The 18818-nt window shown below is 41.4% G+C and carries 16 protein-coding genes; 4 read left to right on the forward strand and 12 right to left on the reverse strand.

Annotated features, from left to right (window positions below):
* Positions 1-21 precede the first annotated feature (21 nt).
* The 9 genes from DWX23_RS13935 to DWX23_RS13975 form a co-directional block, all read right to left on the reverse strand.
* Positions 22-801: a FecR family protein gene (locus DWX23_RS13935; RefSeq protein ID WP_122374919.1), complete on the reverse strand. Its 780-nt coding sequence runs from the start codon at positions 799-801 to the stop codon at positions 22-24.
* On the reverse strand, positions 798-1301 hold the full coding sequence (locus tag DWX23_RS13940; protein WP_122374920.1) for an RNA polymerase sigma factor: 504 nt from the start codon (positions 1299-1301) through the stop codon (positions 798-800). The genes DWX23_RS13935 and DWX23_RS13940 overlap by 4 nt, the downstream gene beginning before the upstream one ends.
* Positions 1302-1324: 23 nt before the next feature.
* On the reverse strand, positions 1325-1867 hold the full coding sequence (locus DWX23_RS13945; protein ID WP_233587604.1) for a hypothetical protein: 543 nt from the start codon (positions 1865-1867) through the stop codon (positions 1325-1327).
* A gap of 146 nt (positions 1868-2013) precedes the next feature.
* Positions 2014-3018: a DUF4249 family protein gene (locus DWX23_RS13950; RefSeq protein ID WP_122374954.1), complete on the reverse strand. Its 1005-nt coding sequence runs from the start codon at positions 3016-3018 to the stop codon at positions 2014-2016.
* Between the two features lie 11 nt (positions 3019-3029).
* On the reverse strand, positions 3030-5750 hold the full coding sequence (locus tag DWX23_RS13955; protein ID WP_122374921.1) for a TonB-dependent receptor: 2721 nt from the start codon (positions 5748-5750) through the stop codon (positions 3030-3032).
* A 3-nt stretch (positions 5751-5753) separates the two neighbouring features.
* Positions 5754-6632: a FecR family protein gene (locus DWX23_RS13960; RefSeq protein WP_122374922.1), complete on the reverse strand. Its 879-nt coding sequence runs from the start codon at positions 6630-6632 to the stop codon at positions 5754-5756.
* 95 nt (positions 6633-6727) lie between these two features.
* Entirely contained in the window at positions 6728-7291 is a 564-nt protein-coding gene (locus tag DWX23_RS13965; protein WP_122374923.1) for an RNA polymerase sigma-70 factor, read from the reverse strand.
* A gap of 104 nt (positions 7292-7395) precedes the next feature.
* A complete protein-coding gene (locus DWX23_RS13970) occupies positions 7396-7674 on the reverse strand; it encodes an HU family DNA-binding protein (protein ID WP_122351715.1) in 279 nt (92 codons plus the stop codon).
* A 31-nt stretch (positions 7675-7705) separates the two neighbouring features.
* A complete protein-coding gene (locus DWX23_RS13975) occupies positions 7706-8596 on the reverse strand; it encodes a helix-turn-helix domain-containing protein (RefSeq protein WP_122351714.1) in 891 nt (296 codons plus the stop codon).
* 447 nt (positions 8597-9043) lie between these two features.
* Here DWX23_RS13975 and DWX23_RS13980 point away from each other — a divergent pair, with 447 nt between their 5' ends.
* Positions 9044-9313, forward strand: a complete 270-nt coding sequence (locus DWX23_RS13980) for a hypothetical protein (protein ID WP_122351713.1) — start codon at positions 9044-9046, stop codon at positions 9311-9313.
* Positions 9314-9389: 76 nt separating this feature from the next.
* On the opposite strand, the gene DWX23_RS13985 is transcribed toward DWX23_RS13980, so the two are convergent.
* Both DWX23_RS13985 and rpsA read right to left on the reverse strand, forming a co-directional pair.
* Complete coding sequence (locus tag DWX23_RS13985; protein ID WP_122351712.1) at positions 9390-9779, reverse strand: response regulator; 390 nt, start codon at positions 9777-9779, stop codon at positions 9390-9392.
* Positions 9780-9977: 198 nt separating this feature from the next.
* Positions 9978-11774, reverse strand: a complete 1797-nt coding sequence (gene rpsA / locus DWX23_RS13990; protein ID WP_122374924.1) for a 30S ribosomal protein S1 — start codon at positions 11772-11774, stop codon at positions 9978-9980.
* A gap of 401 nt (positions 11775-12175) precedes the next feature.
* Between rpsA and DWX23_RS13995 the strand changes: the two genes are divergently transcribed.
* The 3 genes from DWX23_RS13995 (at position 12176) to DWX23_RS14005 (ending at position 18481) form a co-directional block, all read left to right on the forward strand.
* Positions 12176-14131, forward strand: a complete 1956-nt coding sequence (locus tag DWX23_RS13995) for a HAMP domain-containing sensor histidine kinase (protein WP_158607078.1) — start codon at positions 12176-12178, stop codon at positions 14129-14131.
* A 137-nt stretch (positions 14132-14268) separates the two neighbouring features.
* Positions 14269-16371, forward strand: a complete 2103-nt coding sequence (locus DWX23_RS14000) for an ATP-binding protein (protein ID WP_122374926.1) — start codon at positions 14269-14271, stop codon at positions 16369-16371.
* Positions 16372-16378: 7 nt separating this feature from the next.
* Positions 16379-18481 (forward strand): HAMP domain-containing sensor histidine kinase, encoded by a 2103-nt coding sequence (locus tag DWX23_RS14005; RefSeq protein WP_122374927.1) that lies wholly within the window; start codon positions 16379-16381, stop codon positions 18479-18481.
* Here DWX23_RS14005 and DWX23_RS14010 read toward each other — a convergent pair.
* Positions 18453-18818, reverse strand: a complete 366-nt coding sequence (locus DWX23_RS14010) for a hypothetical protein (RefSeq protein ID WP_122374928.1) — start codon at positions 18816-18818, stop codon at positions 18453-18455. The two genes, DWX23_RS14005 and DWX23_RS14010, sit on opposite strands and share 29 nt — an antisense overlap.

Below are 18818 nucleotides of genomic sequence, written 5' to 3' on the forward strand. Positions count from 1 at the left end.
GATGATAATTGATTTTTTCACTTATTCTATGCTGAATTTGATACCAAAAGGTTTACCAATGATTTTAAGTACTTCATCCGGTTTTGTGATCCTGGAAAAATTACCCGTGTAGACATATCCCGTCGGAAAGTCTGCTTTTACCCGAATATTATATTGACGTTCTACCTCACTGATCACTTCAACCAGTGGGACTCCTTCAAAAACAAATTTGTTTTCTATCCATGCGACCGATTGACTTGTATGGATATTTTCTTCAATGGTCAGTTTACTGTCGTGATAAGTTAATTGCATGTTCGGGTCGAGGGTTGTCACTTTATCGAGGGTTGCCACTTGCACTTTTCCGGTCAAACAGGTAACGCGGTATTTGTCCGGACGTGAAAATACATTGAAGCTGGTTCCTAATACATTCACCTTGTTCTGGTTTGATTTTACTGAAAAGCGTTTTCCTTGCTTGACTTCAAAGAAGGCTTCCCCTTCAAGCTCTACATTTCTCGATACAAACCATCGGTAAGGTTTATAAGTAAGTCGACTGTCGGCATTGAGATTTACTCTGGAACCGTCCGGGAGTGTAACAAGAAGGTGCGATCCCCGTTCTGCAATTTGGGTTACACTGTAAGATTGGCTGATTATGGTTCCGGTTAAAATTATTGCCAGAAGGATCACTGCGGCATATTTCCCAAAAGGAATGTGCCGGATCTTCTTTGAAAGCGGAACATCTTCAAGGTCGGCAAAAGCTTCCTTCCAGATATCTTCTTTGCTTTTGCTCCAGCGAGGGATTATTTTAATTTTCTCCGGTTTCATTTTTTCGTTTCTGTTAATAATGCTCTCTTTAGAAATTGTAATGCTGAGTTCATCCGTTTTTCAACCGTTTTGATACTTATATCGAGGCGTCCGGCAATTTCGTGATATTTTAATTCGTCGTTCCGGCTCATCAGGAAGACAACACGTTGTTTTTCTGGCATCTGTTCCAAAGCTCTGGCATAGGATGAGGCCAATTCCTTGAATAGAATTTCGTCTTCGGGTGACAAGTCTGATTCGTTATCGTAGATCATCTCCTGTTCAAAATGGTTACGGCTTGTTTCTTTTCGGTAAGCACTTATGACCATTTCATTTGCTATTTTATATAAAAGGGCTTTCAGATTGTTTTTATGTAATTGTTCTTTTTTCTCCCATACTTTCATGAATATTTCTTGTGCCATATCCGAAGCCGTGTCGATGTCACCGCATCGATAAAAAATGAAGCTCCGAATGGCATCGAAATATGTATCGAATAAGAGTTTAAACTCCTTTTTACTTAGCATTAAGCGAACAGGTTGTCGTTGATCTATTTTTTGTACTTATTCACTTTTTTCATATACCGGATAAATTTACCCCATTCATTTGCAATGGCCTGCATATTCTTATCACGTGCTTTTTGTATTTTATCCTGAGGTTTTAGAACGGATATTTCAGGGTAGCCATCGTTTATATAAAATTTATTTTCAGTCATGTTGTAATATAATACCGGAGAATTGTAAATCTGGGAATTGATATCTGTGACCTTGATAGTCGAAAATAAAAAATCGTCATCCAGATAAAATTTGATATCGGTATAAAATGAAATAGATTTTTGCAGATAGTAATTATCTTTGAACCGGATCTCGTTCGTTGTTTCATTGAACCAGAGGATATCATTTCCCGTAAGGATAATTTGTTCTACGGATTCACTGATTGATTTCATACCGGCAGATTTTGTATCTGCTTTTACCATGAGTGTGGAGTAGCTGTCTTCCGGGGAAGGATTTTGCTCATCATTTGCACAACTGCTCATAAATACAGTAAAAAGCAATACAGATAGAATTAAAGAAACCCCTTTCATATTATGCATATTATTAATGGATTAAAATTACTACATCTTTTTGAAATAGTAACCGCATGAGTTCTGGTATTCCCTATGTTGTCTTTCGTAATTTAGTATCCTTTAACTGTTTTACCATGATCAGGCATGGATGAAGAAATAGTCGTGACTATTTTTTACCATATTGGCGGACGGTCCAGTATCTGAACTTTCATTTGTACCTCAGAGCTTGCTCCGACAAATCCAAGGCCGCCTGTTACATTCTGCGGAACGATAACGGGCTCCATAAATGTATCGTTATAATTCTCTGAATCCAGACAGTTCATGGCGCGCATATAGCGGTAATCTGCTTTGGTGATGCTGAGAAGGTGGATGATGGCGTCTGTTTGTATACGTACTGCCTCATATCTGTTATTGAAATCGTAGAAACGTGTATATACATTCAGGGTGTAGGAACCGTTTTCGAAACGGCTGTCTGTGAATATATTGCGTACATTTTGAATTGTCATATCCAGGATGCCGAATTCATCGTCGTCGGCAGTAGTCAGATGACCGTCGGTCAGTACGATATCTTCCTGGTTGATGATTTCCGGATAGGATATATCGAAAGGTAGCGAATCCCTGATACCGGTTTTTAAATCTACTGTATAAGACTTTTCCCCTATGGCTAACTGATAATAATTCCTTTTGCCGGGCAGATCATCGAATGTAATCCTGTACCGTATACAGTCGGCCATGTAATATCCTATTTTAATTTTAGTAATAAGGGTATCTATCCGAATGATCTTTTCTATTGGTTGGGGAATCTCTACTTCTGCCCATGCGTTATATTGACCGTCTTCAGCAGTAGCCTCCAGACGTACATGGTCGCCCGGATGAAAAATGGTTTGCAAGCGACATACTTTCATGCTGTCGCTGGAATTCCATAGAACTATTTTGGACTTGGCGACTTCTTTTTTTTCATTATTGACATAAACTGTGACGGAGCCATTGCTTACTAATGTCATCTTTTCACTATCGATAATATATAACTGTACTTCGTTTTCCTCCTTCTCAGCTTCCAGGATGGCATTCATTAATAATTGCGGTTTCTGGTATTTGTCGTTGAACGGTATTTCGTTCTCACAAGCAGAGAAGAGCACGATGCCAAGTAGGAGTAATATGAATAAATGCTTTTTCATATCTGATATCTTTAAAATTTGAATGTATAAGTTACTGCCGGAATACAAGGAAGCAAGGTCTGTTTGATCAGTTTGGTATTCCGTATCCATTTGGTTTGTATGGTACCATGTTCATCCGTATAATCCTGTCCGATGAATTCCTCTTCCTTGTAGACCAAATTAGGGGTCATTGCATTGTAAGCGTTGTAGACCGATATGCTCCAGGTTTGTGTACCGCGGCGAAGTTTCTTGTGAAAATTGACACTCAGGTTCAACCTATGACTGACGGGCAAGCGGAAATTGTTACGATGGGCAATATAATCGATCATAATAGGGTTCCCGATGGAAGAGAGTACGCCGGTACGTTGATCGGCAATCGTAGCTGTTCCTCCGGTATTGAATATCCAGGTTGCTCCCATATCGATCCGTTCGTTGAACCGGTGATTGAGACAGATATTTATATTGTGGCGACGGTCATATTTATAAGGGAAACGTTCGCCGTTATTAATACTGCCGTCTTTAAACCTGCGATCGCTTTTAGCAATCGTATAGGCAAGCCAACCCGTTGTTTTTCCGACTGTCTTCTGGGCGAGTATTTCCAACCCGAAAGAACGTCCGCGTCCCATTTCCACCTTTTCCTGCCAACCTCCGGAGGTGCCGAAGAAAGAAGCTCCGTCCTGATATTCCAAAACGTTATGCATATCTTTATAATATCCTTCCAGTGAGAACTCCCAATCTTTTACACCTGTATAATATCCGCCTATGGCATACTGGAAAGAACGCATCGGACGAATATGTTTGGTGACGGGGACCCATAAATCTGTCGGCAACGAGATAGGGGATGATGATAATAAATGTACGTATTGCTCCATCTGGGTAAAAGAGCCCTTTATCGCAAAATCATTACTGAACCGGTAGCGGGTTGATAAGCGGGGTTGAGCCGATAAATACCCTTTCCCTTGTGTATAGAAGAGGGAGAAATGGACACCGGCATTGAAACTAAGCTTGTTGCCGATATTAAAATTGTCTTCCGCATACAATGAACATTCGTAACCGTGAAGGTTACTGTTTGATGAGTCATTATAAACCGTATCTTGTGCTGTAGAGCCATTTTCAGCTTCCTTTACACGGGAAGTTGTCACTTCCGGTCGGAACGTGTGATACAGGTATGCTCCCCCGAATTTGATATGATGGTCTGGTGTCGGTGTATAATCGAAGTCCGTCTGGAAACTTATATCATGTATTCCGGAACGATAATCGGAATTATACACATAGGATTCGTTATGATCGGTTTTTGTTTCCTCGTTTTCATTTGTGCCCGTGACCTCTCTTTTGTAGCTGTCTGCCATCGACATCTGATAATGATTGTAAGCGACTGTGGTGTTGCTGAACAGTTTATTATTAAATACATAGTTCCAGCGTCCTGCTGCGATCGTATTTCCCCAGTTAAAATTGATTTCACTGTTATAGAAATGCATTCGCGGACCACCATTATAATCATCATATTCTTTATCCTGTTTGTAGTCGTAATGGTCTTTCCCCTTGTAGAAACTCAGGAAGAGACGACTGCGGTCTGAGAATTTGTGGTTCACTTTCGCATTGATATCGTAAAAGTAATAGTTGTATTTTTTGTCGTCCGGCAGGAACGGTCTTGCTATCAGGTCCAGATAAGTGCGGCGTCCGGTCAGACAGAAAGATGTTTTATCTTTAATGATTGGCCCTTCCAGATGTAGTTTGCTGGTCAACAGACCGATGCTGACTGTCCCGTGATAGTTCTGCATATCCCCGTCGTTGGTACGGATGTCGACAATGGATGATAACCGCCCCCCGTAGCGTGCCGGGAAAGATCCCTTGAAGAGAGTGACTTTCTTCATGGCTTCCGGTGTGAAAATCGAGAATACTCCCAGCAGGTGATCGGCATTATAGATAGGTATGCCATCCAACAGGATCAAATTCTGGTCGGGACCGCCTCCACGCACATACAAACCGCTGAAGCCTTCCACACCTGCCTGTACTCCGGGCATCAGCTGGATCGTTTTCAATAAATCGGCTTCTCCCAGGATAGCCGGTGTATTGCGGATCTGTTTCATTGGGATGTCTATCGCTCCCATTCCGGTAGAATGAATACCGGCTTCTCTCTTTTCTGACAGGACAATCACTTCTTCCAACTGGTTGTTGGTCATTAGACGGATATTCAGCAAGGTATCTTTTTCCAATCGGAATCGGCATGTCTGTTGTTCGTATCCGAGATAAGAGAAAGAAAGCTCCGTGTTTCCTGCCGGAAGTGTGATGCTGTAAAATCCAAAAGGATTGGTGGAGGTTCCTGTTCCCTGATATCGTTCGAAGATGTTGGTTCCGATCAGTGTCTCTGAAGAGATACCGTCCGTCACGTAGCCGCTGATCGTATATTTATGATTGGCTGGCTTTTCTTGTTCATGCAGCAGGATATATATTCCTGATATCTCGAAAGTGACAGCTTCATTCTCAAATGCTTTCCGGAGAATTTCACTGACAGTTCGCCGGGACATGTTTAATGTGACAGGCTTTTTGAGCTGTATCTTCTCTCCATAGATAAAGGAAAAACCTGTAGAGTCTTCCAGTTGCTTTACAAATGTATCTAAAGATGCGTTCCGAATGCTGAAGTTAATTCGTTCTTCTTTGTTCTGAGCATCGAGAGAGTTGTTTCCCAGAGTCATCCACAGCAAAAGTATAAGACTGATGCGGAAGAAAGGGTTATACATGAAATGGTTCATAACTTAGTTAAGTTTAGTGCTGATGATGATCGTATCGTTTGTCTTTGTATAATTGAAGTTACCGGCTCCTTTCAATAGGTCGAGCATCTCTTCCAGGCTTTCACCATCGGTAAAGTTTGCCCGTATGCGGTAATTCCTGAGATTGGGATCGGTTATTTCTATTTTTACGTTGAATGCATGCGATAGTTGCCGGATAATTTCCTGCAACGGCAGGTAGTCGAATTGGAAATGACCGTTTCGCCAAATGATCTCATTACTGCTTTCCGGGTTTATTTCATGTTCGAGACTTTTCCGTACCCGGTTATAGACTGCACTTTCGTTGGGGGAAAGGATAAGTTGCTCGTTTTTTCCCGGGATGCTGACTTTAACGGAGCCTTCAAGGAGGGTTGTCCGTACTTCCGTATCTTTGGGATAGGCTTCGACATTGAATCGGGTACCTAATACTTGTACATCGACGGATTCCGCTTTCACGATAAATGGATGTCTTTTATCTTTCTCTACATTAAAATAAGCTTCACCGGTCAGTTGAACTTCCCTTTTATCTCCCCTGAAATGAGCGGGAAAGCGAAGTGTGGAGTAGCGGTTCAACGTAACGACGGACTGATCGGGGAGAGTGATCTCCTGTATTTCCGCCAATGTCGAGATTGTCTGTATGGAAGTGGATCGTACATAATCATATGTATACCAACCCGCCAGGCAGAAGAGTATGGAAGCCGCTACACTTCCGGCAATACGGAAGAACTTTATTTTCCCGGTTGTGGAAAAAAGACGTTTTTCCAGTATTCTCCAACTCTTTTGGGCTGAAAAACGGCCTCTCGGTGAGCGCGTGGAAGTAACCAGCTGGTCTAGTATCTTGTCAATATCTTTGTCTGTAGTTGTCATTCTTTCTTTATTTGATTATCGGTTTCACAAATAAAGACAGGAGAATGTACCGGAACTCACTATGGCTATTGGGTGAAAAAAGGTTAAGATTCGTTTTAGTCTTCGTCTGTATTCAGATAGCGTGATAAGATATCCCGTAGCCGGGTGACAGCTTTTTGTAATTGAACATCGACGGTATTGGTACTGATCCCTAATTCTTTGGCAACCTGGGCATAGGATTGTTTTTCTTCCCTTATCCGGATGAATATTTCCCGGCACCTTTCCGGTAAGCGGTCCAAAGCTTTGACATAATGGGAGAAAAGTTCTTCGGTGATCAGGGTTTCTTCCGGCGAGTATTCCTGACCGGGCACGGTGTCGGATAGTTCTTCCGTGCTGTTCTTTCGTCGTTGTTCTTTTTCCAGATAGTTCAGTGCTGCATTCTTTACAGTAATAAAGAAATAATCTTCCAGATTTGCGATCGTATGTAAAGATTCCCGCTTTTCCCAGATTTTCATGAATACATCGAGAACGACTTCTTGTGCCCATTCCTCTGTTTTCAGATAATAGTAAGCGATGCGAAAGAAACGGTCAAAGCATAGATCATAGAACTTCCTCAAGGCTGTTTGAGAATCTTCTTCCTGCATTTGTCGTAAATATTTTCTGATCTCTTGCTCTGTCATGCGATTTTTTACTCTGATCCGTGGCTGCAAAGATACTTTTTAATCAATAAGTATGACCTGCTGTAATAAAAAAAGGACTTATTCTGAAATAAGTCCTTTTCTATTTATTTTTTATTCATCTTCTCCAATAGGAGAGAGGCACATTTGAAATGTACAATTGTTCGCGGTGTAAGTTGGATCACATCGCCATTTCTCGGATTTCTTGCTGGACGGCTTGTTTGCAGACGCGGTTTGAATGATCCGAATCCCGGGATAAATACGCGATCACCGGCTTTAGTCTTTTCGGCAACCATTTCGGTGAAAGCATCAAGTATAGTTGTTATATCCCGTTTGCTTACTGTTGTTTTTTCTGCTAATTCGTTAATTAACTGACTTCTGTTCATAGCTTTATTTTATTAGTTATTAGATGTTTGTTTATTTATTTGTTTCGATCATACTCTTTCTGTATTCTAAGGGAGACATGCCTGTATGTTTGCGAAAGAACCTTCCTAAAGACGACTGGTTTGCGAAATTGGTCTTTATTACAATCTGCTGAATATTTAGCGTTGAGTCTCTTAGCAGCGCTTTGATCTCCAGAATGATATATTCCAATATCCAGTCTTTGGCCGACTTGCCGCTGACCGTTTTAATAACGGTAGTCAGATACTTAGGAGTAATGCATAGCTCTTTAGCGTAGAATGCTACTTCCCGATTTTCTTTATAATGCTTCATAATCAGATAAAAGAATTTATCTGCAACTTCTTTTTTGTGAGCATCCATAGTCGGAATATGCGGAAGTGAACTGATCTTATATGTATTATATAAGTCCAGAAAGAGAATCCGGAGTATATGGATTACCGATTCCCTGGGATACAGATTGGACGGTGACTGGGCTTTCGTATATACCATTTTATAGTAGTTCCCAAAGTTGTAACAATCACTATCTGTTAAAGGATAATGAAAATGACTTCGCATATAAAAGAAGAAGTGAGGTGAAAATCTGTGGATACCGCTCAGTACGTCATTGAATAACGACTGAGAGATTGAAAATGCACTTATGGTGAAATCATCGCTTATAGCATTGATCGATAAAAGCTGTCCGGGAAGAAAAATAGCCAATTCATTTTTTCCCAGAACATGTTCATAATTGTACACTTTAAATGTAGCATATCCTTCGGAACATAACATGACTATTCCGTTTTCTATATATGATGGATACGGAGTTATAGGAACTTGTTTGACATTCTCATAGATAATTAAATCATTTTTTATAGAATTATTGGTGTCATTATTTCCTACATATAATTTGTTTTCATTTAAAGACATCACCCTATAATTATATTTGTGTATAAAATTAAAACATCGTTCCTTATGATATTTGGATTGTGGAATTATGGTATGACAATGAAGAAATATGGTACGTATATTGACATTTTTTTTTACAGAGAGTGCTCTGATGAACAGTATAAACCGTGATTAACCTGATTTTGTTCATTGGCAATATCATAAAAAATGTTGTTGTTTATCATGAAGGCTACTATTTTCTTCTTTATGATTGCCATGTGGATTCTGTACCTTATTCCTGGCGAAAAAATATGGAAGAGATCTGCATTTCGGTATAAATTAGCGAAAGTTTGAAATTAAAGGCATGAAATTGCATGTAAATAAGAAGATGTTTGTATATTTAAAGCTGTAAAGAAACAGCAAGTACAACTTACTTGTTAGTTCAATAGTTATTAATAAAAAGCAAGTATAACTTTAAAGTCAAACATCATGGGAAAAAATCTGATTCACAGCAATGAGCTGCATCTTATTGACAAGAAAGAAATTCATAGTGCAGCAAAAAAAATGGTAGAGTCATTAAATCTGGCAGCTGGATCGACTGGCGGTTTTGACATCTACAAAGTAGTAGAAGCATATTTTACAGATTTGGATAAAAGACATGAAATAAATCAACTGATAGGGATCGGTGAAGATTGCGCTTATTATGGTGCACAAGAACAGGCAGCCGAATGCGAAAAGGCAGAAGCTGCAAATGAGTAAGTAACAGTTTATTTAAAATAGAAGGAGATACTTTTTAGAAAAGCATCTCCTTTTTTATTGTGTATTTGAAATGTATTTACCATGTCAATTCCGGTAAGAAGCGAGTGATCATCGACTTGAATTCTTTGATGTTGATAGGTTTGGTCATAAACTCATTACTTCCGGCCTGACGTGCCGCTTCCATATCATTTTCAAAGGCATAGGCCGATTGCATGATAATGGGTATGTCCTTATCGAACTTCCTGATTTCTTTCAGGGCATCTATCCCGTTCATTTCCGGCATTTTAATGTCCATGAGAATCAAGTCCGCATGTTCTTTCTTGTAAATCTCCAACAATTCCTTTCCGGTCATTGCATGGAGAACTTTGCATTGTCTTTTCAGTATGGTTTGAAGCAATAAGAAATTGCTTTCTTCATCTTCTGCGATGAGAATTGTTATGTTTTTGTGCTTTATATTTTCTTCCATGATCTTATTATTGGAGTAACACCAACAAAGTTCTGTATTTAATTTAAATTACGCAAGCTTATGAGGACTAAATATTATATGAAAATCAACAAACGCATACGTTTTTGGCAAAGATGGGTTGTATTGGGGTAGTTATAAAGAAAAAGGAGCTGTTTTCCCAAAACAGCTCCTTTTATATTTGTTATCAGTTTGATCTGATTATTTGCCTGAAAGTTTTTCTTTCAAAGCGGCCAGTTCTTCAATGTCACCCAGTGTAGTCTTTTCAACCGGACCAGTTACCATTGCAGAAGACTCTTCGTTCTTGTTGCGTCTTGCAGCCGGCTTTTTGTCACCTGCAGGAGCATCTTTCTTAGCGCCCTTCTGTTCATCTTCGAAGATACGGCTGTGAGAAAGGATGATACGTTTTGCTTCTTTGTTGAATTCGATTACCTTGAACTGCAGTTTTTCGTCAACAGCAGCCTGAGAACCGTCTTCTTTTACCAGGTGTTTCGGAGTTGCGAAACCTTCTACACCGTAAGGCAGAGAAACTACAGCACCCTTATCCAGTACTTCGATGATTGTTCCTTCGTGGATTGAACCTACTGTAAAGATAGTTTCAAATACATCCCAAGGATTTTCTTCCAGCTGTTTGTGCCCTAAGCTCAAACGACGGTTTTCCTTGTCGATTTCCAGAACCTGAACTTCGATTTCTGCACCGATCTGAGTGAATTCGCTCGGGTGTTTGATCTTCTTAGTCCAAGAAAGGTCAGAGATGTGGATCAGTCCGTCTACGCCTTCTTCGATTTCTACGAATACACCGAAGTTAGTGAAGTTACGTACTTTTGCAGTGTGGCGTGAACCAACCGGGAAGCGAGATTCGATATCTTCCCATGGGTCAGCTTTCAGCTGTTTGATACCCAGAGACATCTTACGTTCGTCACGATCCAAAGTCAGGATAACTGCTTCGATTTCGTCACCAACCTTCATGAAGTCCTGAGCAGAACGCAGGTGCTGAGTCCAACTCATTTCTGATACGTGGATCAAACCTTCTACGCCCGGAGCGATTTCGATGAATGCACCGTAGTCAGCCATAACAACCACTTTACCTTTTACTTTGTCACCAACTTTCAGGTTAGTATCCAAAGCATCCCAAGGATGCGGAGTCAGCTGTTTCAAGCCAAGAGCGATACGTTTCTTTTCATCGTCGAAGTCAAGGATAACAACGTTGATCTTCTGATCAAGCTGAACGATTTCTTCCGGATGAGAAACACGGCCCCAAGAAAGGTCTGTGATGTGGATCAAACCGTCTACGCCACCCAGGTCGATGAATACACCGTAAGAAGTGATGTTCTTAACAGTTCCTTCCAGTACCTGTCCTTTTTCCAGTTTAGAGATAATGTCTTTCTTCTGTGCTTCAAGCTCTGCTTCGATAAGAGCCTTGTGAGATACAACAACGTTTTTGAATTCCTGGTTGATCTTCACGATCTTGAATTCCATTGTCTTTCCTACGAATACATCATAATCGCGGATCGGTTTAACGTCGATCTGAGAACCCGGTAAGAATGCTTCGATACCGAATACGTCAACGATCATACCGCCCTTAGTACGACATTTGATGTAACCTTTAATAATTTCGTCTTTTTCAAGAGCTTCGTTAACACGATCCCAAGAACGTGTAGCGCGAGCTTTCTTGTGAGAAAGGATCAGCTGTCCTTTTTTGTCTTCCTGGTTTTCGATGTATACTTCTACTTCGTCACCAATTTTCAGATCCGGATTGTAACGGAATTCCGCCATTGATACAACACCGTCTGATTTGAAACCGATGTTCACTACAACTTCACGTTTGTTCATTGCAGTAACGGTTCCCATAACGACTTCCTTATCCTTTACAGTGTTCAGGGTTTCGTCATACGTTTTTACAAGGTCGTCCTTGCTTACGTCACCGTAAGTTTCTCCCATTTCATAGGAGTCCCAGTTGAAATCTTCAACCGGCTGAATGTTCTTTAAATTTTCCATTCTCTAATTGTTAATACTTAAGTTTGTTTTAATTAGTAAGTTAGACATTATGTTGTCATATCTCAAAAATCGGGGCAAAGGTAACGCTTTTTTTCTGATAGACAATAGTTTTACTCCTGAAAATACGTTTTTATACCTCTTGTATTCTTTGACCGGTATAAAGTTTATCCGTATAGATATCCCGTATCTGTTTCTTTGCTTTTTATTGAATAGGATACGTTGATTATTAATTAGTTTCGCAAAAACGATTATCTTTGTGCCTTATTACATACACTACATTTATGTATAAAGGTCGTTTTCGCCGCCAACTAAAGCAGAGTACTCTCTGTCTCTTTTGTATACTTTGTATATTTATATGTATAAAGTCTGCAGCTGCCAATCGCACTACCCGCCTGGATAGTTTGAAAACAATACTTTCCAAAGCCCCTGCCCCGGATGTTGCCATTAAGACATTACAGGAATTATCCAACCTGTATCGGCAGAAACCGGAAGAAGTGGGTTATCTGCATCAATTGCTGGATATTAGTAACCGAGTAGATTCCGTACAGGTCGTATATACCACTGCCGCCCATCTTTCCCGTTATTATTATGATGACAATAAATCGGACAGCGTAGTCTACTGGGCCAAATATATCGATTCGATCGGTAAAAGCAGGAAAGAACTATCTGACGGCTTGTTCGAAGCCTACAGTTATGTTTGCCTGGATCATTTATGGATGGAGAATTATGAACTGGCAATGAACGAGGCTATCCGGCTTTATAATCTGGCATGCAGCAAGAATAACACCTACGGACAGATCCGTTGTGGTGAGAATCTGGGACATATTTACCAGGCCATCCGGCGTGACAGTGATGCCATAGCCGTTTTTCAAGCGGCACTCGATAAACAGGAAGAGGAGGGGGAGAAACTGACCTTCAGCATTCGCCTGGTTTCTTATCAACTGGAATCTTTATTGCGCATCAATAAACTGGACAGTGCGGAAGTGTTGCTTACCAGATATAAAGATTTGCTGGACAGGCAGGACAAGGTGAACAAGATCACCGGCTCGATCTATCCGGTAGATCGTTACCGTTGGATCATGCACTCTTTTTATGCCGAACTTTATCTGAAAAGGAAAGAGATGGAAAAGGCGAAGAAGTCTATTGCCTGTGCAACTTCCTATGTTGGTAAAGAAACGATAAGTAATGACTATGCCGTGTTTGCCTATTTGTATATACAAGCACGTTATAATAAAGAGACCGGTAATTATACTGCAGCACTAACTTATATCAATGAATTGCTGAAAAGCTGGAAAACGCCTGATTGCCTGCAACTGAAAGCAGATATCTTATCGGAATCGGGAGACGCCCAAAGTGCGATCCTAGCCTATAAAGACGTTATCTCGGAGACATCCAAGATCAATAATGAAGCCTTTACCCGTCAGATCAACCAGCTCAGAACGCTGTATGATCTGAATGACAAGGAAATGCAGAAAAAGGAATTGGAGATCAGTCAGATGAATGTGAATATAAAAGAGCATCAGTTGATCATCTCTATGTCGGTTTCCGTCATTCTGCTGTTGATCTTATATATCCTTTATTTCTCTCTGCGCCGTACCCGCCGGTTAAAAAATGAATTGCAGAAAGAGAAGGAGGCATTGATCGAATCGGAAAAGAACTTGCGTGTAGCGAAAGATAAAGCGGAAGAGGCAAGTCAGGCGAAAACAACCTTTATTGCCAATATCAGCCATGAAGTACGTACTCCCCTGAATGCAATTGTCGGTTTTGCCAGCCTGTTGTCCGATCCGGCTTGCACTGAGGATGAAAAGACTGAGTTCTCTTCTGTTATCAGTAATAACACTGAATTGTTGCTGAACCTGGTGAACGATGTCTTATGCCTTTCGCAGATCGAGGCCGGGAACCTGAGTTTTACAATTCGTACGGTCGAACTGGTCGATTGCTGCCGGAACGCTATGGATACGATCCGGCACCGGATTGTTGATGGTGTTTCACTTACCTTTACTCCGGAAACGCCATCTTTCCTGTTGAATACAGACCCGTTGCGGTTGCAGCAATTATTGGTGAATTTGTTGGTAAACGCCGCGAAATTCACGGAAGCAGGAGAAATAAACCTTTCATTCCACATCGATAGTAAGGAAAACAAGGTTGATATAATCGTTACAGATACCGGTTGTGGCATACCACAGGATAAAATTACACAGATATTTAAACGCTTTGAAAAGGTGGACGAGTATAAACAAGGTACCGGTCTGGGACTTTCCATTTGCCAGGCTATCGCCAATGCGCTGGGAGGGACAATCCGGGTGGATTCGGCTTATATACAGGGTGCCCGGTTTATTTTTACCCATCCTTGTTGATGAGGTATCGTCCGACTACCGGTGGAGTGTTTTATGAATTATTGAAAATCAACAGGACTTTCGTTAAATAACATTGAAAAAAGTCATTCGTTACAGATATTTATTTGTAAGTTTGCCAGACACAGAGGAAAATATGCATGAAGACGAATAGTCTGTATATATATAGGGGAATAAAGTTCGCATGTGTTGTTGTCATTTTACTATACGCTGTATCCGTTTCTTCTCAGAATGAAAAGAGAAGAGATCGTACGGATAGTCTGTCTAGTATATTGCAAGAAATAAAGACGCCTGGTGAGAAACTGGCTCTTTTGAGAGAACAGGTCGCTATGAACCGGCAGCAGAAGGTCGAAGCACTTTTGGATAAGGAAATAGTAGACATAGCCATGCAGCTTGACTCTTTTCAGATAGCTTATAATACGATGGCAGAGTTGAGCCGTTTCTATTATAACCGGGATATGCGGGACAGCATGCTTTATTGGTATGCCATGATCGATACGATTTCCCGGCAGCGTAAAGAATGTCCCGATGCCTTGTTCACGGCCGGTAGTCTGGTATGTCAGGATTATCTGTGGGCAGAGGATTATGAACTGGCAATGAACGAAGCTATCCGGCAGATCAACCTGGCGGACAGGGAATCACAGATATATGGACAGGCAAGAGGTAATTACAATCTGGCTTTGATCTATCAGGTCGTAGGACAGGATAGTAATGCCGTAGTCGCTTTCCGCAAAGGGTTGGGGTGGTTGGACAAGAATGTGGACATGCAGATGCTGGAATTGCAATTCCTGTCGGATATGGTTGTTTCGACTCTTCGACTCAATCTGTTGGATGACTCGGAGGAACTGTTGACACGTTATGAAAACTTATTGGATACGATAGAACAGGATTATAAGAAGAAAAATTATGTTTTTCCCGCTCTTTATTACAGATGCTTGCTTTATTCAAAATATTCTGATCTTTATACTCGTAGCGGTCAATTAATGAAAGCGCATGATTATCTGGAAAAGGCTTCCGTTTTTATCAGCGATTCACTGAGTGGCTTCGTGAAATATGCTTATTACCAGTCTGAAGCCCTTTATTATGTGAAAGCGGGGAATAAGCAGAAAGCATTATCTGCCATCGATAAAGCATTGGCCTTGGAAGACGACCTGGATATGATGAACTTGAAAATGCAGCTTCTTCGTGATTGCGGGCAGTATCAGGAGGCTATCCGGGTATATAAAAAGATGCTCAAAATGAATGCTTCCATCAATAATGAAGCATTCAACCGCCAGATCACTCAGCTTCGTTTCCTGAACGATCTGAACGATAGTGAGAAACAGCTCCGTGAACTTGCTTATCAGAATACACAGATAGCAGCCAAACAGCGCCAGTTGATCCATATTCTGGGAACGGTCTTTGTTCTGTTGATCCTGTTTTTGGTATTGTACCATTTCTATAGCCGGACACGTCGCCTGAAAAATGAACTGTTGTCCGAAAAAGACTCATTACTTGAATCCGAAAGGCAACTGCGTCTGATGAAGGAAAAAGCAGTGGAGGCAAATCGCCTGAAAACCATTTTCCTTTCGAATATCAGCCATGAGATACGTACACCTCTTAACGCTATTGTCGGTTTCTCCGAATTGTTGGTAGATGACTCTTTTAAGGAAGAAGATAAGGTTGCTTTTGCATCGACTATCAACCATAGCTCGGAGTTATTGATGAACCTGATAAACGATGTACTCGAACTGTCTCGCCTGGAATCCGGAAATTATAGTTTCACGATCAGGGAATGGGATGCCGTGATGCTTTGTCGTGAGATATTGTCGGGTTTTGAAAACATGCCTCGACCGGAAGTGAAACTGACTTTCACGCCTTCGGTCGATTCTTTCCTGATGAATACTGACCGGTTCCGTATGCACCAGCTACTGAAGCATCTCCTGTCCAATGCAATCAAGTTTACCCATAAGGGAGAAGTGAATCTGACTTTCGAGGCAGATACGGAAAATGATCTTGTCCGCTTTATCGTGACCGATACCGGTTGCGGTATCCCGGTCGATATGCACATTCAAATATTCGAACGTTTTGAGAAACTGAATGAATTTGAACAAGGTACAGGTTTAGGACTGCCTATCTGCCGGCTGGTGGCTACGCATCTGGGTGGTTCATTATATATCGATTCAACTTATACGAAGGGAGCTCGTTTTGTTTTTATTCATCCCTGTAATTTGCAGATTACAAAAGAGCCCACATCTAATTGAATAGAGAATGAAAGATAAGAATGGGTATCGGAATAAAAGTTTGTTAGCTATACTGTTTTTGTGTGGCCTGTTGTTATTGTCTCTGTCTGTGGGAGCTTCGGATGATCAGGTTGCACATGAAACGGATAGTATGCGATCCGTTTTATCGCAGAGTACCGATGCAAGAGTAATCATTCCTGTTCTGCTTCGTCTGGCCGATTTGAATGAACAAAAAGAGGAGAGTGTTGTATGGCTTGAACGTTGTTATCGGGAAGCGGTCCGGATAGATTCTGTTCCTGCCATCTATGTGACATTGATGAAGTTGTTACAATATTATTACAATGAAAATAACCGGGATAGTCTGCTCTATTGGGGGACTAAGATCGACTCGGTCAGCAAGCAACACAATGAATATCCAGATGTATTGTTTGATTTCAAAAGCTATTCGTGCCAGACATTGTTGTGGGCCCGCGATTATGAAATGGCTCTGAATGAGGCGAAGAACGAATACCGTCTGGCAAGTGAACTCAAACATTCGTATGGCCTGCTTCGTTGTACGGAAAGCTTGGGATTGATTTATCAGGCGATCCGGCGTGACAGCGATGCCATAGTCGCTTTTCAGGAAGGTCTCGATTTAAATGAAAAAGTAAATTGTCCGGAGATGGTAAAAGCAGAAACAAAGGTACGCCTGAGTTCTTATCAGTCTGAATGTGCGATCCGTGTATCTCCTTCTGAACAGACAGAAGAGATACTAGCTCATTATAAAAAAGCGATCGAAGAGATCGCCGAGGTGAGTGAACGTACCGGTGCAGTGTATAAAATAGGAAGAGACTACTGGCTCCTTTATTGTTTTTATGCAGACTTCTATATCCGGGAACATCAACCGGACAAGGCGAAGCGGGCATTGAGCGAGGCGGCAAAATATGTCGGGAACAATCTGACGGAGGACGATTACGTGCTGAATACTTATCTGGCAGCCCAGGCCCATTATTATAAAGAGATCGGAGATCTGCCTATGGCTATAAAATTGATCGACAAGGTGTTCGAGACGGAATGTATCATTGCCGACCTGCAGTTCAAAGCGGATATCCTTCAGGAGGAAGGTAAATTGAAAGAAGCATTGGTTTTATATGATAAATTGTATGAAATGGTATCGGAACGGAATAAGGAAACTTTCTTCCGTCAGATCAACCAGCTCCGGACATTACACGAGTTGAACGGACAGGAGGAACAAAAACATGAAATGAAAGTAAATAACGATCGTATGGAACAGAAACAGCATCTGCTCCTGTTCTTTACGGTTGTAGCATTCCTTTTATTAATTCTTATATATATACTTTTCAGGTATTATCAACGTGCCCGCCGCCTGAAGAACGAATTACTGGTAGAAAAACAAAACCTGTTGGAATCGCAGAATAATCTGAAATGTGAGAAAGTGAAAGCAGAGGAAGCCAGCCGCATGAAAAGTGCTTTTGTTGCGAATATGAGTCATGAGATACGTACACCTTTGAATGCTATTGTCGGTTTTTCCGGCTTGCTGGTCGATGAATCGTCTGATCCGGAAGAACGGGGGGAGTATGCTTCTGTGGTCCATAATAACACCGAACAGTTACTGAACCTGGTAAATGATGTACTGGACCTGTCGCGGATGGAAACAGGCGACCTGAATTTTAAATTTGATGACTACTCATTACAGGAGTGTTGCCAGAGTGCCCTGGATAGTATCCGTCACAGGGTTCCGGAAGGAGTAAAGCTTACTTTTACTCCGGATACTGTTCCGGTTATCCTGCATACAGATACCTTACGTTTGCAACAGATCCTGACAAACCTGCTTACCAACTCGACTAAATTCACGAGTGAAGGTGAAATAAATCTGTCGTATAAAGTAGATAAAGAAGGAAAGCAGGTCCGTATCGCCGTAACTGATACCGGCTGTGGTATCCCGAAGGAGAAACAGGCTGCCGTATTCCGGCGTTTCGAAAAACTGGACGACTATAAAGCAGGTGCCGGTCTGGGACTATCGATCTGTACCCTGATCGCAGACCGCTTGGGAGGAGTTCTTTCCATCGATCCGGATTATGAGGAAGGTGCACGTTTCATCTTTACTCATCCTTACGATATGCCTTCCTGAATTTATAATCGAGGAACAGGAGTATAAGCGTCAGTATGCCGATATAGAAATAGAAACTGAAGGCAGAGATATCGATCTTCGGCCATGCCATTGGCGTCATTGTTGTTTCTGGCATTCCTATATAATAAAGAATAGCAGCGACAGCCATCCCCAGCATCCCCAGCGAAGCAGCAATAACGGCTGCCAGCCCGAGACGTTCGTTACGCTTTCTGACTTTGATCGTTTCACGGGCAATCTGTTGCATAACGTTCAGACGGAACGAAGCCGGCAATTCTTCTTCCGGCATTTGCCTGAACAGGTTTTCCAGTATATCCGGGTTCTTTTTAGTATCATCCAT

The sequence above is a fragment of the Parabacteroides sp. AF18-52 genome, assembly GCF_003479145.1.
GTDB lineage: Bacteria > Bacteroidota > Bacteroidia > Bacteroidales > Tannerellaceae > Parabacteroides > Parabacteroides faecis.